Origin of the sequence: Cellvibrio sp. UBA7671 (assembly GCA_002483145.1) — a bacterium.
GTDB classification, from domain to species: Bacteria; Pseudomonadota; Gammaproteobacteria; order Pseudomonadales; family Cellvibrionaceae; genus Cellvibrio; species Cellvibrio fibrivorans.
In genome coordinates, this window is the sequence record DLHJ01000004.1 from 259489 (window position 1) to 284085 (window position 24597).

The following is a 24597-nucleotide window of genomic DNA, read 5'->3' on the forward strand; positions in this document are numbered from 1 at the left end:
GCCGAATGGGCGCCCTTATTGTTTCTTACCAGATTCGTCCTGCACCTCATTGATCGGAGGCGGCTTTTTCACCTCCTTTTTATTGACGCTATCGCGCAAGCTCTTCTCGCTCTCAAACAGCCGGTTAAACTTCATTTTGGGTTCATCCCAGCTACCTTTGATGGTGTAACTGACACTTGTGGCCTGATCGACCTGCTTTTTAAACAGTTTGCTGACGATGTAAATCCCCGCCGCCGCTGGCAGCCCCGTCGCCAATGCCGCATAAAAGGTCATATTCCCGGCGACGGGTAAGGTTGCCACTAAACGGGTATTAATCGTTTCGTTGCGCAGGTCAATACTGCCCGCCATTTGCATACCGCTCGATGGGGTACGTACCACTAGCGGCTCCTCAAAAACCAACACCCCTTGGTTGAACCGCACCTTGCCTTTAACGGTATCGTAAGCAAGGCCGCTTTTATAGAGATCGGAAAAATCAAAACGCAAACGTCGCGCCAAGGTGTCAAAGTTGAGGATCGACATCAACCTCAGCAGACCATCGCCAGCACTGGCATCTCGCTTGAAGCTACCCTGCTCAATGTCGATACTCATTTCACCCCCAAGGTTGACCAGTTTGAAATCCTGCGGCGAGCCCGGCCAAAAAAGATCGGCACGGTAGTACGCCCGGCGGCTTTCCAAGGTATCGGGTTTATCCCAGGCACGTAGTACTTCCGCCATGTCGCCCGTCTCCAGGCTGCCAATAAAGCGGGTTTGAACGCCAACTGGTGTGTTTTGCCATATCAATTTGGCGCCACCTGTCGCCTTATCTGCACCGCTGACAGTTACACCGCGGATACTGCCACGAATGTTGTCTATCACTACCCCTTTGTCATCAGGGCGCAGTTGGAGCGACCAATTGCCATAGTTATTGCCGTCCATTAGCAGCGCCTTGACAGTGATATTGGCCAGCGGGAGTTTGCGCGGATCTATTACTTTTTCCGGTACCGCATCCGTGATTACCACCTCAGCTGCGGCTGGATCGATAGATTGCGATTCGGTAGTTTGCGGATCAGCCAAGCCAAGCGCAGCACGGCTCAACGACAAGCGGTCTAGATCGACTTGCAAGGGCGTAAACTGGCTATTTGGTACTAACAGCCGACCGGCAACCACCGCATTATCCAATTGCAACTGCCAACCGGAGCGCACAGGTATGGCTATCACATTGAGGTTTTCCAGAGTTGTCGAGCCCAGCTCGTATTGCCCCAGCATCACTTCAGCGCGAAAGGGCAGCCCAGCGACCAAGCCGACTGGTTGCTCCAGCAATTCAGGTGCATCAGGCTGCAGTGATGACAAGGCTCGCGCAACAGCTGGGGCGAGCCGGTCGCTGTAAGTTTTGTAGCGGGATTGCACCGCTTTCAAGGTATCCAGATCAATACCCGGCAAAAAACCGGAAACTAAAAATTGTGGCTGGTCGCTAAATTTTGCAGCACTGGCAAGGGCGATATTGGCGTTCACCAAACTGTTATTACGCACCCGGTCGGTACGCAGCAGCGCCTGGATATCATTGTTGTAGCGCACATCAATTTGCGCTTGGCTCTCTTGCAACCAGAGTTTGAATTCAAATGGCCGTTCACCTTCCACAGGTTTGCCGTAGGGTGCAGGCAGATCGACGCTGACATTCGCCAGATTGCTGGTGATAGTGACTTGGGCAAAAGCGCTATCAGCAAATTCGGTCGGCGATTGCACAGCCTCAGCCATCGCTTCGGGGCTCAGTTCTACCAGATTCCTTATGCGCTGCGGGCGATGGTTTAATTCTACCAGCGCGGTGTAGGGCAAGTTGCCGCTCAGGAAGAGTACCTCCGGGCGCTTGCTCCAATAGGCGATTTTTTGGGCATCGACCACACCACCCAGCTCAATAAGGGTTTTGCTGTAGTGATCAAGTTTACGGGTGCTCAATCTGGCTTCAACCGGCTCATCAAAAAAGTGCGCCTTAAGCGTGTTACTACTGATCCCCTTGTCGCTGTTATAACTGATTTGTCCGGTCAAATCGTCCAGCGCCAGATTGAGGTTTTGCAATTCAAAACGCGGGACCTTGAGTGCTACATCAACTTGTTGGCGCGCACCTGCCGCCTTTTCCTCGCCAGTTCCGATGGGGATGGCGAGATCGAGCCGTGCCTGCATCTCGCCCTGCATAAACCAGGAATCCATACTGCTGCCCAGATACTGGCGCAACATGCCCTCGCGCAATACACGAATACCATCGCTGGCAGCACCAAAGATTTCCCCATCCACTTGCAACAGCGAGCCCTTACCTTGCGCGCGCGGATTAACGCGCACTTCCGCGTGTGTGACGCGGCTGGTATAAATCCCGGCGTCGATAACACTGGCAGAGACACGCGCATCGCTCACCAGTAAGCGGCCATTCATGTGGGTTAAAGCGGGCCAGCCGGGATGATAATTCAGCTCGGCATCCTCAATATCCAGATACAACTGGTAGGTGCGCGCCATAGAATTTTTGGTGTTTAGCGTACCGCGATAGACAAAGCCTGCCTCAGTCGCCACACCGGGATTCTGCTCACCAATACTCTGCGCTAGCCACTTGTGGAGCGATTGCGGCACTACCGCCGGGGTGTATTTTTGGTAAAGACTGGCATTGAGCTGCTGGGCACCAATCTGCAAATACAGGTCGATATCACCTGTGTTGCGCTTCCACGGCAGCCCCAGCCACATATAAGCGCGTGCCAGTTCATCGCCTTTGCGGAACTCCAACTGGCCACTGTTAACATAAATCTGGTTATTTTCCGGCTGCAGATGCCAAGCCACCTGCCCTTTGGCACGGTCGTACTCCATGGGTTCAGCATAAGTGGGCAAGTAGTGCATGGAGAAATGGCGCTGCGCGTCAATATCGACAAAACCACCTTTTTGCCCCACTTGCAGATAGCCGTCTACTCCGGCAAGTGCCGGTACACCCTGCCAAGCACTGGTAGCAACCTGGTCCAGGTTGGCGCGCAATTGCCAGTCTTTCGGTTGATCGAGAGGCAGGCTCATCTGCAAATTGCGCAGCTGGCCACTCGGCGCCAGAGTTTTTAATAAGCCCTGCAATTTGCCCTCGCCCATAACACCTGAATCGCCCAGCATATTGGTGAGGCGGGCCAGATCCAGTGTATCCATGCTAACTTGCAGGGGGCGTTTAAAACCGGACGAGGCAATCGCGAGGTTAACGTCGTTAATATTATGTGCTTTCATGGCGGCATTAACTTGCTGCAAACCCAAGCGCCATTCGCCGTTGGGTAGCCAAAAGCCAGCGAGTTCGGTAGAAAAACCATCCAATGATAAACGGTTTGCCCCTACTGGCAGCGACAAGCGCTGCAAACCCAAACGCCCTACCAAATCGTACCCCTTACCTTTACTACGACTTTCAAACCAGATATTGGCATCCACCATACCTTCACTTAGCAGGCTGGAATTGCCGGTGCCGCTGAGCAGGAATGCACTCGCCGCCGCTATAGGTTCACTGGTGGGGAAGCGGTTGAGCTGCAGATATCCGCGGCTGCGAAACCGCGACTGATCGCGGGGGTCACCTTGCCCTTCCATAATCAGGTAAACACTGCGCGGCTGTGCATCCACATCAATCTGCAGGGCAAGACGGTGGAAATCATCGGCGTTTTCAAGCAACAGGTAGGGTGAATCCAGCTGTACCTGTTTACCGGATGTAAAGTGAAAGCGCAGATGACTACTTTGGAATTCAATCCGCGTGGATAGAAGCAGCATATCCAACAGTGCATCCATCTGTACTTCAGGCTTTGTCGCATCAGCGCGCTTGGGCAAACCGGGAATCTGCCAAAAACCGTCTGCGGTCTGCGCGAAGGTCATCTCTACCTGGCTGAGCGAGAGGTTGCTCCATACCAAACGCAAATTGAGCAGAGACTCCAACATATCCAATCGCAGGCGCGCCTGTTTAAACGCGACTATCGGTTGGTTGGCTTGGCTCTTGATGCTGAAATCCTGAATCACCAAATTGGGTTTCAGCCCATTCCAGTCGGCCTCAATTTGACCGATAGTGACTTGCGCATTGAGTTGGGATGAGAAGTAGCTAGCGATGTGTTGATTGTAGCCGCTCAACAAATGGGAAAAGCTACGCCCGGATTGCACCAGCACCGCCAATAAAATCAGGGCGAGGGCAATCAGGAAGTAAGACCATTTCACCAATTTGCGTAAAGCGCGTGTCATTACTGCTATCTATTTCCGGGCCAGGGGTTACATGGAGTGTGTTGGGTAAACATTAGACCAACACGATATCGTACTGCTCTTGATGAAAGAGCGCCTCGACCCTGAATTCAATGGTTCGTTTGATAAACGCTTCCAAATCAGCCACGTAAGTGGCCTCTTCATCCAGCAGGCGATCCACTACCAGCTGCGATGCCAACACCAAAAATTTCTCGTTGTCATAGGTGCGAGCCATACGCAGCACCTCGCGGAAAATCTCGTAACACACGGTTTCCGCCGATTTCACCTGCCCGCGCCCCTGGCATACCGGACAGGGTTCGCACAGCATCTGCCCCAGGGATTCGCGCGTGCGCTTGCGCGCCATCTCCACCAACCCCAATTCCGACACCCCTGTAATCCGGGTTTTGGCGTGATCTTTTTCCAACGCTTTTTCTAGGGTGCGCAGTACCTGACGCTGGTGCTCCGAGTCTTTCATATCGATAAAATCGAGGATGATAATCCCACCCAGATTGCGCAGCCTGAGTTGGCGCGCAATCGACGAGGCCGCCTCCAGATTGGTTTTGAAAATCGTCTCTTCCAGATTGCGATGACCGACAAAGGCACCGGTGTTGACATCCACCGTAGTCATGGCTTCGGTCTGCTCGATAATCAAATAACCATTGGATTTGAGCGGCACACGCGGTTCTAGCGCGCGGTGAATTTCCTCTTCCACACCGTAGAGTTCCAGTAACGGGCGGTCGCCGCTGTAGAGCTCGATCAGCTCCACCAACTGGGGCGCATACTTGGCAGCGAACTCTTGCATCTGCTGCCAAGTCAGGCGCGAATCCACCCGTACCCGGTCAATCGGCGCGCGCGCCATATCGCGCAGGGCGCGCAGATAGAGCGGCATATCGCGGTGAAGTTCCGCAGGAACGCCCAGACCGGGCAATTTCGCACTTAAATCTTCCCACAGCTGCCGCAAAAACGGGATATCAGCAATGATCGCATCGGCGTCCGCACCTTCAGCCACCGTGCGCACAATAAATCCACCGACAATGTCTTGCTCCGCTACTGCGGTCTCCACCGCTTGCCGCAAACGCTCGCGCTCGGGCTCATCTTCAATTCGGGTAGACACTCCGATATGGCTGGAGTTGGGCATATAGACAAGATAGCGGGAAGAAAGTGTCAAATGAGTCGTCAGGCGCGCTCCCTTGGTACTGATAGGGTCTTTGGCCACCTGCACGAGCAGGGTTTGGCCTTCGCGCACCAACGTACGGATATCCGGTACCTCAGCACGGCGGATTTCGCCTTCCGGCGGCTCGGGCATCATGTCGGCGGCGTGGATAAACCCGGTGCGCTCAAGGCCGATATCGACAAATGCAGCCTGCATGCCGGGCAGCACCCGCACAACCTTGCCTTTATAGATATTGCCCACATAGCTCTCGCCGTGGCTGCGCTCGATATAAAACTCTTGGACCACCCCGTTCTCAACCAGAGCCACACGGGTTTCCACCGGGGAAACATTGATCAGGATTTCTTCACTCATACATCCGCTCCGGCAGTCCACCAGGGCACACCAAATTCCTGCAGCAACTCCAGGGTCGCCTCTATTGGCAGGCCGACAACGCAAGAGTAGCTGCCGCGAATTTCTTTCACAAACACAGCGCCCAGCCCCTGAATTCCGTAGCCTCCCGCCTTATCCTGTGGCTCACCGGTTTTCCAATACGCTGCAATTTCAGCATCGCTGAGTTCACGAAACGTCACATGCGTGGTGGAGACACGCAGGGCCTGTTGTGCATGTGAATGGAGGGCAACGGCGGTAATCACTTGATGGGTGCGACCAGACAGTTGACGCAACATGTGTTGGGCATGGGCTTGGTCACGCGGCTTTTCAAGGATCTCACCGTCGAGCAAACCGAGTGTATCGGCGCCCAAAACTGGCGCAATCGGCAATTGCTGTTGGAGCAATTGGGCATAGCCAGCGGCGGCCTTCTCACTCGCCAGGCGCCGCACATACTCCAGTGCGGTTTCACCGGCGGCAGGCTGTTCGGGAATAGCGGCAGAAATCACGGCGTGGCGCACACCAATCTGGCGCAGCAGTTCACGTCTACGGGGAGACTGGGATGCAAGGTACAGATCTGGAACAACATCGGAAACAACTGCGCTCACCCTGAAAACTCCTGATACCGCAAAGCATAATTATTGTGCAGGGCTATCCATTATCAACGGCCAAGCTGTTAATGATGGTAGCGATGAGTCATACCGTTTAGCCACCAGTAACAGGCTGGCCATAAAAGCGCGCTGGTCAATGCCGGATATAAGAACTGGACGCCCGAGAGCGGCCGCCCTGCCATACCCTGCACCCAGTTATCGGTCAGCTGGGCGATCCCAACCAACACAAAGATCCAGCCCGATTGGCGCCAGATCGAAAAATTGCGCACTCGCTGGTAAGACAGGATACAAATATAGGCCACTATCACCAGCCCCAAACTGTGCTGCCCAAAAGGTACGCCTTCAAGCAAATCCTGAAACAGCCCCAATGCGCAAAGCAGGGTAAAACTCACGGTCAGCGGCATAAAAAAAATCCAGTAGATTGCCACCACCAACACAAACTCAGGGCGCCACCAACGCATATCCATCGGCAGTGGATATACCGACAGCACCAAAGCCACTAAAAAACTCAGGGCAACAATAAAGTAGAGATTGAGCTGCGGGCTGAGCATCAGCGCCCCCCGCTCACAGAGCTGGCAGCGGCCGATGTTGTCGGGGAAGCCGCTTCCGCTGCTGGCACACTCAAGGCGCCGGGCACACTGGCACGGTCGCGGTTTTCAAAGACCAGCAATAGATGACGGCTGCGATCCAAACGCGCCATAGGCTGGGCGATCACCGTGAGGAATGCCTTGCCTGGATCGCGCACTACCTGCAGCACTTCAGCGACTGGGTAGCCGGTCGGAAAACGCTCACCCAACCCCGAGCTGACGAGCAAATCGCCCGCGCGGATATCGGTATTGGCCGACACATGGCGCAGACTCAAACTGTTCAAGTCACCCGTGCCTTCAGCGATAGCGCGCACCCCATTGCGGTTGACTTGCACCGGGATCGCGTGGGTCGAATCAGAGATCAACAGCACCGTGCTGGATGTCTCACCCACCTCGATCACCTGCCCCATCAAACCAAACGCATCCAACACTGGCTGACCTTTAAACGCACCGTCTTTGCTGCCGCGATTGATAATGACTTTATGACTGAGCGGGTTGGGCGAGACGCCGATCAACTCGGCAATCAACACCGTGTCCTGCAACATCTGGCTGGCATTGAGCAACTGGCGCAAGCGCACGTTTTCCGCCGCCAGTGAGGCAAGCTGTTGCAGTTTGCGCTGATGAATCAACAACTCGGTTTTAAGCGCTTCGTTTTCGAGCTTCAGGTCAGCGTGGGAGACAAAGGTGTCCTTGCGCCAATCGTTAACACGGCTGGGCACATCAGTGATCTGGTAAAAAGGGGTTACCGCCTGCGCGAGTTTTTCGCGCAGGGGTTCGAGGCGGTCGGTATAGAGCCCTACCACCACCAACACCACCATAATCAGGATGAAGAGAAAGGCGCGACTGGTGGCAGATGAGCCTCGTGCAAAGAGCGGTTTAATGGTGAGTTCTCCCGTGGAGTTGAAGCCAGTTGTTAGCCGTGTGGCTAGCTGGCTTCAAAACATATCAGGACGACAGCAGGTCAATATTGCGCTTGTCATTCATCTCCAGCGCAATACCACCACCACGAGCCACACAGGTGAGCGGGTCTTCAGCCACAATAAACGGAAGACCGGTTTCGTTGGACAACAAGCGGTCGATATCGCGCAACAATGCCCCGCCGCCAGTCAACACAACACCGCTTTCTGCGATGTCAGAAGCCAATTCCGGTGGCGATTGCTCCAGCGCGCTCTTTACCGCCTGAACGATACCAGCCAGCGGATCTTGCAAAGCCTCAAGGATTTCATCGCTGCTCAGGGTAAAGCTGCGCGGTACCCCTTCAGCCAGATTGCGGCCGCGCACATCAATCTCGCGGATTTCGCTGCCCGCAAAGGCACAGCCAATTTCTTGCTTGATACGCTCAGCGGTTGCATCACCAATCACACTGCCGTAGTTGCGGCGCACATAGTTAACGATAGCTTCGTCGAAACGGTCACCACCAATGCGCACAGAGTCAGAATAAACCACACCATTCAGGGAGATAACCGCGATCTCGGTAGTACCGCCACCGATATCCACTACCATCGAACCGTTAGCTTCAGAAACCTTCAAGCCAGCACCAATCGCTGCTGCCATAGGCTCTTCAATCAAACGCACTTCACGCGCACCAGCACCTAACGCGGATTCGCGGATCGCACGCTTTTCAACTTCGGTGGAGAGACAGGGAACACTGATCAGGACGCGGGGAGATGGGCTAAACCAGGAATTTTCATGAACTTTGCGGATAAAGTGTTGCAGCATTTTTTCAGTAACCTGGAAGTCGGCAATAACGCCGTCTTTCAGCGGGCGGATCGCGGTGATGTTACCCGGAGTACGGCCCAGCATACGCTTGGCTTCAACACCTACGGCTTCCACAATCTTGGTGCCGTTGTGATGGCGAATCGCAACCACTGATGGCTCGTTGAGCACTATGCCGCGACCGCGCACATAAATCAGGGTGTTCGCTGTACCAAGGTCGATTGAGAGATCGTTAGAAAATGCTCCACGCAAAAGTTTCATCATGACGGGACGGGGCCTTAAATTAGAATGTGTTGAAATAGAATTCGTGTTGTTTTGTGTCGCCAACAACGTTGCTGCCTACTCGTGCGACAGTGCGCATGGGCATCAAGGGTTCAGTTCCTTAAACAATTTTCTCTGCTGCTCGCAAAGAATCCCTGCAAATTTTTAGGAAGCGCGCAGTATAAGTGAATTTTCGCTTTTTATCCGACCTAAATTAACCCTAAAGTTCAATTTGATCGCGAATTTCGCCGACGTTTGCGGCTATTTTTTGCGCAACTCGACCTTCGCCAAAAATCCACTGCCGGGTTCGGCAAAATTCGCCGCACTCTATCAACCGCAAGGGTTCAGGGCAAGGCGCAAATGTGGTAACTTGGGCGCCCATTTTTGGCGGGTTGAAGCAGGTTTCGCCGCAACTTCGCCGCACTATTTGATTTTTTATCTGCTGGAGCTAACACCCCATGGCTGTAGACCGTTCCGATATCGCCAAGCTGGCAACGCTGGCGCGTATCCAGATTAGCGACGAAGCTGCCGATGAAGCGGCAAAAAGCATCTCCGATGTACTGGCTCTGGTTGACCAACTGCAAGCCGTGAATACCGATGGTGTATTGCCCATGGCGCATCCATTGGATGCAGTACAACGCCTGCGCGCGGATGTAGTAACCGAACCAAATCAACGCGAAGCCTTTCAAGCGATTGCACCAGCCACACAAGATGGCCTGTATTTGGTGCCGCAAGTTATCGAATAACAATGTAGGGGCGCCGCTTGCTGCGCCCTGAATATCTATGGGCGCCGCTCACAACGCCCGGAGAATGGGCGCGGCAAGCAGCGCCCCTACAGTAAAAATTTCAGGAATTTTTTGAATGCATCAGTTCACCATTGCCGAACTGGTAAAAGGTCTGCGCAACAAAGACTTTTCCAGTACCGAAGTGACCCAACATTATCTCGACCGCATTGCGCGCCTCGACAAAACCTACAACAGTTTTATTACTGTCACTGCCGATATCGCATTGCAACAAGCAGCTGCTGCTGATGCACGTTTAGCCGCAGGTAATGCGCCTGCACTGTGCGGCGTGCCTATCGCACATAAAGATATTTTCTGTACCACCGGTGTGCGCACGTCTTGCGCATCAAAAATGCTCGATAAATTTATTGCGCCCTATAACGCCACCATCGTGGAAAATTATTTAAATTCCGGTGTGGTGATGTTGGGTAAAACCAACATGGATGAATTCGCGATGGGTTCATCTAACGAGACCAGCTGGTATGGCCCGGTAAAAAATCCTTGGGCAATTGATTGCGTACCCGGCGGGTCTTCAGGTGGTTCTGCTGCTGCAGTTGCTGCGCACTTAGCACCGGCTGCTACCGCATCAGATACCGGCGGTTCAATTCGCCAACCCGCAGCACTCTGCGGATTAACCGGCATTAAACCGACTTACGGCCGCGTATCGCGCTGGGGCATGATTGCGTTTGCATCAAGTCTGGATCAAGCGGGAATTTTATCGCGCACCGCTGAAGACGCTGCAATTTTGTTAAACGATATGGCGAGCTTTGATGCAAAAGATTCCACCTGCGTTGAACGCGAGGTACCGGATTACACCGCTGATTTAAATAAATCCTTAAAGGGTTTACGCATTGGCGTGCCGAAAGAATATTTCGGCGAAGGCTTGAATCCAAACACAGCACAACTGGTTGAAGATGCAATCAAAGTCTACGAAAGTTTGGGCGCGACCATTCATAGCGTCAGCTTGCCGCACACGCATCTTGCCGTGCCTGCTTACTACGTAATTGCACCGGCAGAATGCTCCGCGAACTTGTCGCGTTTTGATGGCGTGCGTTATGGCCATCGCTGTGAGAATCCAAAAGATTTAAATGATCTTTACATGCGCTCGCGCAGTGAAGGTTTTGGTGCAGAAGTAAAGCGCCGTATTTTGGTTGGCGCTTACGCACTTTCTGCCGGTTATTACGATGCATATTACAGCAAAGCGCAAAAAGTGCGTCGTTTGATCAAGCAGGATTTTGTCGATGCATTTGAAAGTGTCGATGTTATTCTTGGGCCAACCTCGCCCTCGCCCGCATTCCAATTTGGTTCAAAAACCAAAGATCCAGTGGCAATGTATCTGGAAGATATTTACACCATCGCAACCAACCTCGCAGGCCTGCCCGGCTTGTCGATTCCTTGCGGTTTGGTGGATAACAAACCCGTTGGTTTGCAATTGATTGGTAACTTTTTCGCCGAGGGCCAATTGTTAAATGCCGCGCATCAATTCCAACAAGCGACTAACTTCCACCAACAATCTGCACCTGGCATTGAGTAAGGAGCCATAGCATGCAATGGGAAACCGTAATCGGGTTGGAAGTTCACGTACAACTCGCGACCAAAACCAAAATTTTCTCCGGCGCCAGCACTGCATTCGGTGCTGAGCCAAACACCCAGGCTTGCGCAATTGATCTGGCATTGCCCGGCACACTGCCCGTCGCTAACGAACAAGCATTTCGTTTCGCCACCATGTTTGGTTTGGCGGTGAATGCAGAAATCGGCAAGCGCTCGGTGTTTGAACGCAAAAATTATTTTTATCCCGATTTGCCTAAAGGTTATCAAACCACACAACTCGCCGAGCCAATTGTCGGCGCGGGCTTTGTTGATTTGGAGCTGGGTGAAGGCCGCACCAAACGCGTTCGCATTCACCACGCACATCTGGAAGAAGATGCCGGAAAATCGTTGCACGAAGATTTCGCCGGCATGAGCGGTATCGATTTAAACCGCGCCGGTACGCCACTGATCGAAGTAGTAACTGAACCGGATATGCGCAGCGCCGAAGAAGCCGTCGCCTTCGCAAAAAAATTGCACTCCATCGTTACCTCACTGGAAATTTGCGACGGTGACATGAGCCAAGGCTCTATGCGTTTCGACGTAAACATTTCCGTGCGTCCCAAAGGTCAGGAAAAACTCGGCACGCGCACTGAAACCAAAAACTTGAACTCATTCAAGTTTATGGAAGAAGCGATTGCACTCGAAGTTGAGCGTCAAATTGATGTACTTGAAGACGGCGGAAAAATTCGTCAGGAAACTCGCCTGTATAACGGTGATACCAAAAAAGCCCGCTCAATGCGCAGCAAAGAAGACAGCAACGATTACCGCTACTTCCCCTGTCCTGATCTGCTACCCGTTATTCTGGATGATGAGTACATAGAATCCGTACGCAAACAAATGCCGGAATTACCCGAAGCCAAGCGCGCACGATTTGTCGAGCAATATGGTTTGAGCAGCTACGATGCAGGCCAAATCACCATGGATAAATTTGCGGCGGCATTTTTTGAAGCTTCAACCAAAATTTCCGGGGAAGCAAAACTCACTGCCAACTGGATCATGGCTGACCTGGGCGCTTATTTAAATCGCACCGAACAGCGCATTGATCAATCGCCCGTTACACCCGAATTACTCGCTGGCTTGGTAGTCCGCGTAAAAGATGGCACCTTGTCGAGCAAAATTGCCAAACAAGTGTTTGAAGCGATTTGCAACGGCGAAGGCGATGCCGACACCATTATCGAAACCAAAGGGTTGAAACAAGTTTCCGATACTGGCGCACTGGAAAAAATTATCGATGACATACTTGCTGCCAATACCGCACAAGTAGAAGGCTACCGCGCCGCCGCCGAAGACAAACGCGCAAAAATGCTCGGTTTCTTTGTGGGTCAGGCGATGAAAGCATCAAAAGGCCAAGCGAATCCGCAAGCGCTGAATGAATTATTAATTAAGAAATTGAACGGTTAAGAGAACTGAAATGAGCCTACGCAAAGACAAAGAAAAAGTCCTCGGCGAAATCTTCGACGAAGCCCGCATCGCCACCTTTTTGGATTACCCCGCACCTGCGGGTATCAACGCCGACTTCCATTTATTGGAGAAAGCCTATCGCGGTATGCGCGGTGAAAACTTCGGCACTTTCGTAAAATTATTTATCGAAGCAGGTAAAGATGTAAACGCAATCGGCCCGGAAGGCAAAACTTTCCTGCAAGTCGTAAAGGCCCATCGCAACGGTGAAGAGTACGCAGTTGCTTTGGAAGCAGCTGGCGCGAAGTAAATAACTCACAAACTAACAAGCAGAAAATTGCGCGTACCAAACTGCACCCCAAAAGCTGGCGACTACGCCAGTTCGACAGGTGCAGTTCACCTCTCACCACCATACAGTAGCCGTCTCTATCATCATGACTTAAACAAGCAACACCAGACTAGTATTGCGAATACCCCATACCATTAAATTGTTTAGCAAGATTAGTCGCATAGTTATCGGTCATACCACTTATGTAATCGATCACTGCCATCAACGCCAGATATTTGTAATTTTCTCCACGCTTACTTACATCAGGATGGAAATTATTTTCGCCAATCAAGGCCATTACCCGATTGTCTTTGTAAGTCATTTGAGACACATCGCCAAGCGATGCATAAACCGCAGAACAAATCGTATTCAACAAAGTCCCTATCACTGTATAAGCACCAATTTCCAATTCAACCCGACGCGAATGATTAAATATTTTTCGCTTGGCTAAATCTTTTGCGGCTTGCACTGCATTTTTTACTTTGGGATCGCACAACGAAATCAAATCGCCCTGCACTTCGCCACGTAAAAAAGCATCCTGATGTTTAATAAATGCTGCTGTGCCTGCATTGATAAATGCATCGATAACTTTACCGCGCACCAACGCTGGCTTGCGTCCGTCGTTAACCTTTTTCAGTAACCGCTCCAATTCCGGTAACTGTGCAGAATCAGAAATTACAGGATGCAACAATTCATAAATCTCATTCCAATTGAGAATGCCCATTTCCAAACCGTCTTCCAGATCAATAATGCCGTAGCAAAAATCATCCGCTGCTTCCATTAAATACACCAGCGGATGGCGGCAATACCAATCAGGCCCCATTTCAATCAAACCGGTTTTTTGAGCGATCTCATGCACATGCGCCAATTCCGTTTGAAAAATACCGTACTTGGCATCTTTTGGACGCTGACCTAACACGGTAGGTGATGAAGTCCAGGGATATTTAATTGATGATGCCAGCGTTGCATAAGTCAAACGCATGCCATCGTGAAATTGGTGATACTCAGAAGTAGTCAACACGCGTAGCCCCTGCGCATTACCTTCAAACACACGAATGTCATCTTGCTCAGAGGGCGATAGATCCCTTAAAAATTCTGCACCTTCTTTTTGGAACCAGTTGCGGATCGCATCTTCACCGGTATGACCAAACGGCGGGTTGCCAATATCGTGCGCAAGGCAAGTGGCTTGTACGATATCGCCAATATCGGTAGGCCAAATATGCGCAGGCAAATCACCTTTATCTTTTAACGCTTGTCCCACACGAATGCCGAGCGTGCGCCCCACACAAGCCACTTCCAAACTATGCGTCATGCGGTTGTGGATATGATCATTAGTCGCGAGCGGATGCACTTGCGTTTTGCGCGCAAGCCGGCGAAAAGCGCCCGAAAAAATAATCTTGTCGTGATCTGAGTGAAACGGTGAACGCCCCTCCTCGTGTTTTGCTGTGCGATTACCCAAGCGGTCAGCGCAGAGTAGTTGTTTCCAATTCATGGCCATACATACATCCCTAACAGTGTTTAAGAGATCCAGTTTTTCTGGATTTCTTCTTTGTTGCGCGAATTGCCTGAGTCAGGAGTGAAGCTCGATTAGAGAACTCATATCAAAAAACTCACAATATTGAGATGAACTATGAATTATCGCCCCTGATATCTCAATATTTATAAAAATTGAGATATGCAGAAAAGAACCACTCGCACCAATTTAGCCCCCAAAGAAAAAGTGGGCGCACAACTTCAGCGCATAAAATCCCTAACAAAACCCACCCACAATCATCCTCAACCCAGCTTTTATACGTCATTTAACTCATTGAATACCAAAGGTTTTGTGCTTGTAACGCGAATGGATTCAGCCACGCAATTTCACTTGGCACAGTTTCTGCTGAATACAAACTTGTATCCAAGATTGTATTTAGATCCAGGAGCAAATGTAGCCCGGATCAAATTAAAAGAGTCACGCAGGAACGATAATGATGCAAACAACCGGTTGGACGATTAATGAATGGCTGAATGCTTACCGTAGCGAAGGCTTGGTAGCGCGCGCTGCGCTGCAAGACTTGCTTGCGCAACTGAAAGTTAATGATGCAGCTTGGATTTATATTGTTTCAACCGCTGAGTTGGATGCACAGCTTGATGCATTGGAAGACCAGGGCAATCCCAACAACCTGCCCCTCTACGGCGTGCCCTTCGCGGTAAAAGACAATATCGATGTAGCCGGTATTCCCACTACGGCTGCCTGCCCCGCCTTCACTTATATTCCTGAGGTTGATGCGACTTCAGTCGCGCGCCTTAAACAAGCCGGTGCAATTGTGCTCGGCAAAACCAATCTCGACCAATTTGCCACAGGCTTGGTCGGCACCCGCTCGCCTTACGGAGCCGTGCCTAATTCATTTAAACCCGATTATGTATCCGGTGGTTCAAGTTCAGGTTCTGCAACAACTGTCGCGCATGGGCTTGTGCCATTTAGTTTAGGTACGGACACCGCCGGCTCAGGCCGTGTACCTGCTGGCTTTAACAATATCGTCGGATTAAAACCCACCAAAGGCCGATTTAGCACTACCGGTGTTGTACCTGCGTGCCGGAGCCTGGATTGTGTTTCGGTATTTGCTCTCACAGTGGAGGATGCAGAAACAGTTGCCAACATCATGGAAGGATTTGATGCAACAGACGGCTACTCGCGCGTTGCACCTGCGGCAGCGACCTATTTTTCCAGCAAGCCGCACTTTGGTATCCCCGCATCACCCAATTGGTTCGGCGATACGCAAGCTGAAGCGGCATGGTTGGAGACACTGGAAAATATTTCTGCCTTTGGTGCTGAATTAGTCACCATCGATTTCACGCCGATGTTTACCCTCGCGCAATTATTGTATGGCGGCCCCTGGGTGGCGGAGCGTCACGCAGCCATTGCCGAATTTATGCAAGAGCACGCCGCCGATATGAATGATGTCGTGCGCGGCATTGTTGAAAACGCGGTTAATTTTTCCGCGACCGATGCCTATCGCGCAGAATATCGCCGCGCTGACCTCGCGCGCGAAATACAACTATTGATGAAAAACGTTGACGCGCTGTTGGTGCCCACATCACCGCGTCATCCTACGATTGCCGAAGTCAACGCCGATCCTGTTGTCGTGAATAGTCAACTCGGTACTTACACCAATTTTGTGAATCTAGCCGACTGCTCTGCCCTCGCATTGCCTGCCACTATGCGCGCGGATGGTTTGCCTTTTGGTATCACGCTAATTGCGCCAGCTTGGCAAGACGCCGCACTCGCCGCCTTCGGGAAAAAATGGCACAGCAGCGTTAATTTATCGCTGGGTGCCACTACTAAACCAACACCGGCCACCATGCTAAAAAATACTGCACCGCAAGGTTATGTTCGCCTCGCTGTCGTCGGCGCACATTTAACCGGCATGCCACTCAATGTGCAGCTGCAAGAACGCAAGGCAATTTTTGTTGAGAGCACTTACACCGCAAGCAATTACCGTTTGTTCGCACTACCCAATACCACACCGCCCAAACCCGGTTTGATTCGCGCAGCGGAAGGTGCAGAAATTATTGTGGAATTGTGGGATGTACCTGTTCACCACTTCGGTAGTTTTGTTGCGCTAATTCCAGCCCCGCTAGGTATAGGTACTTTGAGCTTGCACGATGGCCGTGAAGTAAAAGGTTTTATTTGTGAAGGCGCGGCCGTAAATGGCGCAACGGATATTACCCATTTGGGTGGATGGCGCACCTACATTAAATCACTACAAAAGTAATTTAAAAATTACAGTCGGAGAAGAATCATGTTAAAGACCGTACTTATCGCCAACCGCGGAGAAATCGCGGTGCGCATTGCCAAGACCCTGAAAAAAATGGGTATCGAATCAGTTGCGGTTTATTCCGATGCCGACCGCAACTCAGCGCATGTAACTGCCTGCGATAAAGCAATCTGCCTTGGTGGTAATACGGCCGCCGAAAGTTATTTGAAATCCGATTTAATTCTCGCCGCCGCAAAAGAAACCGGTGCTCAGGCAATTATTCCCGGTTATGGCTTTCTCTCTGAAAACGCCAAATTTTGTGAGCAGTGTGAAGCAGAAGGCATCGCATTTTGCGGCCCTACTCCCGCACAAATTCGCGAATTCGGTTTGAAGCACACCTCGCGTGAAATTGCTGAAAAAGCTGGTGTGCCACTTACCCCTGGAACCGGCTTGCTGGATTCAATTGACGAAGCCGTTGCCTCTGCTGCGCAACTGGGTTATCCCGTTATGCTGAAGAGCACAGCCGGTGGCGGTGGTATCGGATTGACTCGCTGCAACAACGAAGCAGAATTAGTTGCTGCCTATGAAAGCGTAAAACGTCTAGGGCAAAACTTTTTCAGCGATAGCGGTGTATTCCTTGAGCGTTTTGTCGATAACGCCCGTCATGTGGAAGTACAAATTTTTGGTGACGGCAAAGGTAACGTACTTGCATTGGGTGAACGCGATTGCTCCCTGCAACGCCGCAACCAAAAAGTGGTTGAAGAAACCCCCGCTCCCAATTTACCTGCTGCAACCCGTGATAAATTATTGGCGGCATCAAAAAGTTTGGGTGAAGCCGTTAATTACCGCTCAGCCGGTACCATTGAATATATTTACGATGCGGCGCGCGATGCGTTTTATTTTTTGGAAGTAAATACCCGTCTGCAAGTTGAACACCCAATTACTGAAGCTTGTACCGGAGTAGATTTGGTAGAGTGGATGATCCTTACCGCCGCTGGCACACCGCCAAAACTGGATATCGAAATCAATCCGAAAGGCGCCGCTATTGAAGTGCGTTTGTATGCGGAAGACCCAGTGCGCGATTTCCAACCATCGCCCGGCGTATTAACCGATGTACATTTTTCCGAATCAGCGCGTATTGACACCTGGGTTTCTACCGGCACCGAAGTATCGCCCTATTACGATCCAATGATTGCGAAAATTATTGTGTATGGTAAAGATCGAGCTGATGCAATTAGCAAAATGAAAACCGCGCTGAATGAAACCCGCGCAGCAGGCATTGCCACCAATCTGGATTACTTGCGTCAAATTATCGCAACGGATTTTTTTGGCAGCGGCGATGTTGCCACCAATAAATTAGCAAGCTTTGAATATAAAGCACCCGTCATTGAAGTATTACAACCGGGAACTTATACCAGTGTGCAGGATTACCCAGGCCGCGTCGGTTTGTGGAGTATTGGTGTTCCACCCTCAGGCCCGATGGATGATTATGCTTTCCGTGTGGCCAACCGTATTGTCGGCAACCATGAAAGTGCAGCCGCTCTGGAATACACCATTATCGGGCCAAAATTAAAATTCCATCGCGATGCAACCATCGCACTGACGGGTGCAACATCGCCCGCAAAAATTGATGGCGAATTAATTCCATTCTGGCAACCGGTTGCCATTAAAGCCGGACAAATTCTGGAAGTGGGCAAAGCCGACCAAGGTTGTCGCGGATACCTCGCGGTGCGCAATGGTTTTGATGTACCAGTGTATTTAGGCAGCCGCTCTACCTTTGCACTCGGTCAATTTGGTGGCCATGCCGGTCGCACCTTGCGCGCAACCGATATGCTGCCGATTAGCAATCCGGCAATTGCCGCCTGCACTACTCCAGCACCTGTTTACGAAGCCGCAGCGGCACCTGTTGAATTAATCCCGAGCTATCCAAGTGAATGGGAAATTGGTGTGCTCTATGGTCCACACGGTGCTCCAGACTTTTTCACCGAAGATGCGATTGACATGTTTTTTTCAACCGCATGGGAAGTGCACTACAACTCCAACCGTTTGGGCATTCGCTTGAATGGCCCCAAGCCTACATGGACACGCAGTGACGGCGGTGAAGCCGGTCTGCACCCATCCAATATTCACGATACTGAATATGCTGTTGGCTCAATTAACTTCACCGGCGATATGCCAGTCATCCTTACCAAAGACGGCCCTAGCCTCGGTGGATTTGTTTGCCCGGTTACAATTGTAAAAGCGGAATTATGGAAGGTTGGTCAGGTAAAACCCGGCGATAAAATTCGCTTTAAACGCTTGAGTTTTGATGCAGCACTGGCTCTGGAATTATCCATTGATCGTGCAATTGAAAACCTGAGTGTACAACCGGAAGTATTACTCGCGCCCATTGTTAAACCGGAAAACACCATTTCCGATTGTATCGTTGCCGCATTGCCACCGCAGGGCAGCCGCCCATTGGTGAGTTATCGCCAAGCGGGCGATAAATATATCCTGCTCGAATACGGCGACAATATTCTTGAATTGAGTTTGCGCTTGCGTGTGTACGCATTGATGGAAGCATTGAAAGCATCACCGATTGAAGGCGTGATTGAATTATCGCCCGGTGTGCGCTCCCTGCAAATTAATTACGACAGCCGCGTCATTCATCAACAGCAATTAATCAATCAATTATTAGTGATTGAAGAAACACTCGGCGATGCCCGCGATACCAAAGTACCGAGCCGCATTGTGTATATGCCGATGGCCTTTGAAGATTCGGCCACACTGGATGCAGTTTCACGCTATCGCCAATCGGTGCGCGATACAGCGCCCTGGTTGCCGAGCAACACTGAATTTATGCGTCGTATTAATGGCCTTGATTCCGTCGAGCAAGTAAAACAAATTTTGTTTGAAACCAGCTACATGGTGTTGGGTTTGGGCGATGTGTATCTCGGTGCACCTTGCGCAGTACCGGTTGACCCGCGTCATCGTTTGCTCACTTCCAAATACAATCCAGCGCGCACTTACACCGCCGAAGGCACTGTGGGAATCGGCGGGGTATATATGTGTATTTACGGTATGGATTCTCCCGGTGGCTACCAGCTTGTAGGGCGGACACTGCCGATCTGGAATAAATTCCTCAAAAACCCGATCTTCAAAGATGGTGAACCCTGGTTATTAAAATTCTTTGACCGCGTGCGCTATTACGAAGTGACCGAAGAAGAGCTCACTGCACAGCGCGAAGCATTCCGCGAAGGCCGTTTAAGCCTGCGTATTGAAGAAGATTATTTTAGCCTCGCTGAACACGAACAGTTCCTGCACGACAATGCCGCGAGCATTGCTGAATTTAAAACCAAACAACAAGCCGCTTTCACCAAAGAAGTCGCACTCTGGCAAGCCGATGAAGAAAAACAAGTTGATGCAGCATTGCAAGCAAAAGTATCGACTGGCCCGATTGATGTTGATGGCCATGCCGTTACTGCCGATATCAGCGGCAACATTTGGAAGTTGTTGGTTGAGCCAGGTCAATCAGTAGAAGTAGATCAACCACTGTTAATTGTGGAAGCGATGAAAATGGAATTTTCGGTATATGCCGATCGCGCTGCAAAAATTGGTTCGATTCATTGCGAGCCAGGCAAACAAGTCAATGCAGGGGATTTGTTGTTGGTGCTGGAAGAAGATTAATTTAAAACACGGACGTAGGTTGGGCAGCAATGCCCCACATCAAATATTTAAAACGAAATGTTGGGCATTGCTGCTCAACCTACGGTAAAACCATGAAATTAATCAAACACGACAAAACCAAAAAGAAAGCCGACGAACCGCGCACCAATTTAACAGAGCGGATTTATCAAACAATTAAAGACGATATTTTTTCATTTCGCTTATTGCCCGGCGACCGGTTTAGCGAAAACGAAATCGCCGAGCGTGTGGCGGCAAGCCGTACCCCGGTACGTGAAGCGCTAGCGCGCCTGCAACGCGAAGGTTTTGTCGATGTTTCCTTTCGTAGCGGCTGGCAAGTCAAACCTTTTGACTTTAAACAATTTGAACAGCTTTACGATGTACGCATCGTACTGGAACTGGCAGCAGTTAAAAAATTATGCGAAATGGAACCAGCGCCACCGCTGGAAGATTTAAAACGTATCTGGCTAGTAAAACCGGAAGATCGTTTGGAAGACGGCCCAACCGTCTGTGCACTGGATGAACGCTTTCACGAGCAATTGATTGAAGCCACCGGCAACACAGAAATGGCACGAATCCATCACGATATTACTGAACGCTTGCGCATTATTCGCCGAATCGATTTCACCCAGCGCAACCGTATCGAAGCGACCTACGACGAACACGCCAAAATCTTGCGCACGATTATTGAACGGCGCGCAGAGGATGTAAAAAGTTATTTAAAAACGCATATCGAAGCGAGTAAAGCCGAAGTGCGGAAAATTACACTGCACATGCTCTATGAAGCACAGCAGCAGAACCCGGATTAATTGCAACACTTTCAAAAACAGAGTGACAACATTTTTTATGCCTGAAGCACATAAAAAATGATTAAGGAAGAAAAATCTGTCACCCACGATTAGCGTTAACAGCGTTACCGGAAAATGGTGTTTATACAAACAACATAGCACCAAACTTAAAACCACTGAGTCATTAAACCATCTAGGAGACAGACCCATGAAGCTGAAGAAGATAGCAAAACATGTCGGGGCACTCGGTATCGCCTGCGGCCTAACCATCGCATCGTTTAGCGCTGCTGCCGCTGACACCATTAAAGTGGGTGTACTTCACTCACTGTCTGGCACTATGGCAATTTCAGAAACCACCCTGAAAGACACCATGTTGATGTTGATCGAAGAGCAAAACAAAAAAGGGGGTTTGCTCGGTAAAAAATTGGAAGCCGTTGTGGTTGACCCAGCGTCAAACTGGCCACTGTTTGCCGAAAAAACCCGTGAATTGTTAACCAAGGATAAAGTCGCAGCAATCTTCGGTTGCTGGACCTCTGTTTCGCGCAAATCGGTATTGCCCGTAATTGAAGAATTAAACGGCGTACTTTTTTATCCCGTGCAATACGAAGGTGAAGAATCTTCGCGCAACGTGTTCTACACAGGTGCTGCACCAAACCAACAAGCAATCCCTGCTGTTGATTACCTGATGAAAGAAATGAAAGTGAAGCGCTGGGTGTTGGCCGGTACCGACTATGTATACCCACGCACCACCAATAAAATCCTTGAAGCTTATTTGATGGCGAAAGGCGTTGCCAAAGAAGACATCATGATCAACTACACCCCGTTCGGCCATTCCGATTGGCAAAACATCGTGTCCGATATCAAACGTTTTGGCTCAGCAGGCAAAAAGACCGCAGTGGTGTCTACCATCAACGGTGATGCGAACGTACCTTTCTACCGTGAACTTGGCAACCAAAAAGTCACTGCAGAAGATATTCCGGTTGTTGCTTTCTCTGTAGGTGAAGAAGAACTTTCCGGTATCGATACCAAGCCATTGGTAGGTCACCTCGCTGCATGGAACTACTTCATGAGCGAAGACAACACTGCTAACGCTGCGTTCATCAAGCAATGGAAAGCGTTCATCAAGAATCCAAAACGCGTAACCAACGATCCGATGGAAGCACATTACATCGGCTTCAACATGTGGGTAAAAGCGGTTGAGAAAGCAGGCACTACCGATACTGACAAAGTGGTTGATGCCATCATCGGTGTTGAAGCACCTAATCTGACTGGCGGCATCAGCAAAATGTTGCCGAACCACCACATCACCAAACCCGTGTTGATTGGCGAAATCCAGGAAGACGGTCAATTCCTTACCGTTTCACAAACCGATGGTTTGGTTCCGGGTGATGCATGGTCTGACTATCTTGAAGGTTCAAAAGATCTGGAATCAGACTGGATTAAATTGAAGTGCGGTAATTACAACACCAAAACTAAAAAATGTTTAGGTGCTGCAGCGCAGTAATAATATCCATACCACTCGCTGCCAAGCTCTGCTTGGGAGCGAGTTCCTACCGCACCAATTAAGTAGATTGTTAAATATATATGCATTACCAATGCAGAGCTTGGGAACGAGCAAAAAGCATTACCTAAAAAATTAAAAAAGTTCCACCAAAAATTATTTTCAATTTGTTTTTACAGAGACACGACTATGCGAAACCCAATGCAGCTGTTTGGAAGATGGCAAGTGCAGTTGATATTATTATTATCACTTTGCTGCCCGGTTTCGATTTTTGCACAAGACGCGGATACAACAGCTAGCACCACAGAAGCAGCCAGTGACACCACACCAGCAGAAACTCCTGCTGTCACTGAACCTGAATTTGATACCCTCGTCAAAGCCTTAACCCAAGGCAGTTTGCCCAAGCGTGCACAAACCGCTAAAAAATTAGGTAAGCTCGAAGACCACCGTGTTGCAGGGATAATTGCCGCACTGCAACAAGGCAATCTTTACGCAGAAAAATCCAGCGACCCGATCGTCGCGATAGTCGATAATTCCGGCAATTATGTGGACGCAATCAGCGGTGAAAAAATTGCCGCCGATGCCGCCGAATCACTCAAACGTGTACCCATCAACAACACCATGCGCACCCAGCTGCGCACAGTGTTGGCCGCATTAAATTTAAACGATAAAAATGCTGCAGTACGTCTGGATGCTGTCAATCGCATGATCGCTGATGGTGTTGATGACGATATTATTGCGCTGCTGCAAGAGCGCCAGAAAACTGAGCCTGATGACGATGTGCGCACGGCAATCACTGCCGCTGTAGCATTGATGAATTTGCAAAGTAGTGAACAACAAGTGCGTTTGGATGCAATCCAGATTTTGCGCGGTAGCCTCCAGCAGGAAGTGCGCACCGCATTACTCGAAATCGCCACCAATGACGCCGATGTTAAAGTGAAACAGCAGGCGCAATTTGCACTGGATTCTATTGAAGACAGAATTGCCGCATTTCGTTTAACCGAAAATATTTTCTTTGGCTTGAGTTTAGGCTCAGTGCTGTTGCTCTCCGCGATTGGCCTCGCCATCACTTTTGGTGTGATGGGTGTAATCAATATGGCGCACGGCGAGTTGATGATGATCGGCGCTTACGTCACCTGGGTGGTGCAACAAGTTTTCCCCAACCATATTGCTTACAGTTTGATGATAGCGATTCCAGCAGCGTTTATTGTTGCAGGCTTGGTAGGTATTGCAATTGAACGCGGCGTAATCCGTTTTTTATATGGCCGCCCACTGGAAACCCTGCTGGCCACCTTCGGCATCAGTTTGATTTTGCAGCAGGCTGCACGCAGCATTTTTTCTCCACTCAACCGCGCGGTTGAATTACCCGAATGGATGAGCGGCTCTCTGGTCATCAACCCGGTTCTCTCTATCACCTACAACCGTCTGTACATTTTTATTTTCGGTTTGCTGGTGTTCTTTGCACTTCTGGTGATTCTGAAAAAAACCTCACTCGGATTAAAAGTGCGTGCCGTTTCGCAAAACCGTGCCATGGCTCGCGCTGTTGGCGTACGCGCAAGCTGGGTGGATGCGATGACATTTGGCCTCGGCTCTGGCATTGCCGGTATCGCTGGTGTTGCGCTCTCACAACTCACTAACGTTGGCCCCAATCTCGGCCAAGCCTACATTATCGATTCGTTTATGGTGGTGGTGTTTGGCGGAGTCGGCAATTTGTGGGGCACTCTTGTTGGCGCTATGGGGCTCGGTATCATCAATAAATTCCTCGAACCTTATGCAGGCGCAGTGCTTGCGAAAGTGTTGGTGTTGGTGCTGTTGATTCTGTTTATCCAAAAACGACCCAAGGGAATTTTCCCGCAAAAAGGTCGTGCGGCGGCGGATTGATTAATCTCCTA

The 24597-nt window shown here is 50.4% G+C and carries 16 protein-coding genes; 9 read left to right on the forward strand and 7 right to left on the reverse strand.

What is annotated here, in order from left to right; all coding sequences use genetic code 11:
* Positions 1-15 precede the first annotated feature (15 nt).
* The 6 genes from B4E62_RS06165 to B4E62_RS06190 all read right to left on the reverse strand — a co-directional run bounded on the left by B4E62_RS06165 (position 16) and on the right by B4E62_RS06190 (position 8921).
* A complete protein-coding gene (locus B4E62_RS06165; RefSeq protein ID WP_331351492.1) occupies positions 16-4206 on the reverse strand; it encodes a YhdP family protein in 4191 nt (1396 codons plus the stop codon).
* A 52-nt stretch (positions 4207-4258) separates the two neighbouring features.
* Positions 4259-5728: a ribonuclease G gene (rng, locus tag B4E62_RS06170; RefSeq protein WP_310075475.1), complete on the reverse strand. Its 1470-nt coding sequence runs from the start codon at positions 5726-5728 to the stop codon at positions 4259-4261.
* Positions 5725-6351: a Maf family protein gene (locus tag B4E62_RS06175; protein WP_331351493.1), complete on the reverse strand. Its 627-nt coding sequence runs from the start codon at positions 6349-6351 to the stop codon at positions 5725-5727. Before B4E62_RS06175 ends, rng begins: the two co-directional genes overlap by 4 nt.
* A gap of 68 nt (positions 6352-6419) precedes the next feature.
* The gene (gene mreD, locus B4E62_RS06180; RefSeq protein ID WP_310075471.1) at positions 6420-6905 is read right to left on the reverse strand and encodes a rod shape-determining protein MreD; all 486 of its coding nucleotides are present in this window, start codon (positions 6903-6905) and stop codon (positions 6420-6422) included.
* Positions 6905-7822, reverse strand: coding sequence for a rod shape-determining protein MreC (gene mreC / locus B4E62_RS06185; protein ID WP_310075702.1), 918 nt, complete (start codon positions 7820-7822; stop codon positions 6905-6907). The genes mreD and mreC overlap by 1 nt, the downstream gene beginning before the upstream one ends.
* 64 nt (positions 7823-7886) lie before the next feature.
* Positions 7887-8921: a rod shape-determining protein gene (locus B4E62_RS06190; protein ID WP_062066743.1), complete on the reverse strand. Its 1035-nt coding sequence runs from the start codon at positions 8919-8921 to the stop codon at positions 7887-7889.
* A gap of 455 nt (positions 8922-9376) precedes the next feature.
* Between B4E62_RS06190 and gatC the strand changes: the two genes are divergently transcribed.
* The 4 genes from gatC to B4E62_RS06210 all read left to right on the forward strand — a co-directional run bounded on the left by gatC (position 9377) and on the right by B4E62_RS06210 (position 12998).
* Positions 9377-9664, forward strand: a complete 288-nt coding sequence (gene gatC, locus B4E62_RS06195) for an Asp-tRNA(Asn)/Glu-tRNA(Gln) amidotransferase subunit GatC (RefSeq protein WP_310075466.1) — start codon at positions 9377-9379, stop codon at positions 9662-9664.
* Between the two features lie 115 nt (positions 9665-9779).
* The gene (gatA, locus tag B4E62_RS06200) at positions 9780-11234 is read left to right on the forward strand and encodes an Asp-tRNA(Asn)/Glu-tRNA(Gln) amidotransferase subunit GatA (protein WP_331351494.1); all 1455 of its coding nucleotides are present in this window, start codon (positions 9780-9782) and stop codon (positions 11232-11234) included.
* Positions 11235-11245: 11 nt separating this feature from the next.
* The gene (gene gatB / locus B4E62_RS06205; protein WP_331351495.1) at positions 11246-12691 is read left to right on the forward strand and encodes an Asp-tRNA(Asn)/Glu-tRNA(Gln) amidotransferase subunit GatB; all 1446 of its coding nucleotides are present in this window, start codon (positions 11246-11248) and stop codon (positions 12689-12691) included.
* Positions 12692-12701: 10 nt separating this feature from the next.
* The gene (locus B4E62_RS06210; protein WP_310075458.1) at positions 12702-12998 is read left to right on the forward strand and encodes a PA4642 family protein; all 297 of its coding nucleotides are present in this window, start codon (positions 12702-12704) and stop codon (positions 12996-12998) included.
* A gap of 148 nt (positions 12999-13146) precedes the next feature.
* On the opposite strand, the gene B4E62_RS06215 is transcribed toward B4E62_RS06210, so the two are convergent.
* Positions 13147-14514, reverse strand: coding sequence for a deoxyguanosinetriphosphate triphosphohydrolase (locus B4E62_RS06215; protein ID WP_310075456.1), 1368 nt, complete (start codon positions 14512-14514; stop codon positions 13147-13149).
* Positions 14515-14983: 469 nt separating this feature from the next.
* On the opposite strand from B4E62_RS06215, the gene atzF reads away from it, so the two are divergent.
* The 5 genes from atzF to urtB all read left to right on the forward strand — a co-directional run bounded on the left by atzF (position 14984) and on the right by urtB (position 24586).
* Entirely contained in the window at positions 14984-16771 is a 1788-nt protein-coding gene (atzF, locus tag B4E62_RS06220; protein WP_331351496.1) for an allophanate hydrolase, read from the forward strand.
* Between the two features lie 27 nt (positions 16772-16798).
* Positions 16799-20419, forward strand: a complete 3621-nt coding sequence (uca, locus tag B4E62_RS06225; protein ID WP_331351497.1) for an urea carboxylase — start codon at positions 16799-16801, stop codon at positions 20417-20419.
* A gap of 92 nt (positions 20420-20511) precedes the next feature.
* Positions 20512-21225 (forward strand): GntR family transcriptional regulator, encoded by a 714-nt coding sequence (locus B4E62_RS06230; RefSeq protein WP_331351498.1) that lies wholly within the window; start codon positions 20512-20514, stop codon positions 21223-21225.
* A gap of 187 nt (positions 21226-21412) precedes the next feature.
* Positions 21413-22708 carry an urea ABC transporter substrate-binding protein gene (urtA, locus tag B4E62_RS06235; RefSeq protein ID WP_310075448.1) on the forward strand — a complete coding sequence of 432 codons (1296 nt, stop codon included), beginning with the start codon at positions 21413-21415 and terminating at the stop codon, positions 22706-22708.
* A gap of 198 nt (positions 22709-22906) precedes the next feature.
* Positions 22907-24586, forward strand: a complete 1680-nt coding sequence (urtB, locus tag B4E62_RS06240; RefSeq protein ID WP_414633255.1) for an urea ABC transporter permease subunit UrtB — start codon at positions 22907-22909, stop codon at positions 24584-24586.
* Positions 24587-24597: the final 11 nt, after the last annotated feature.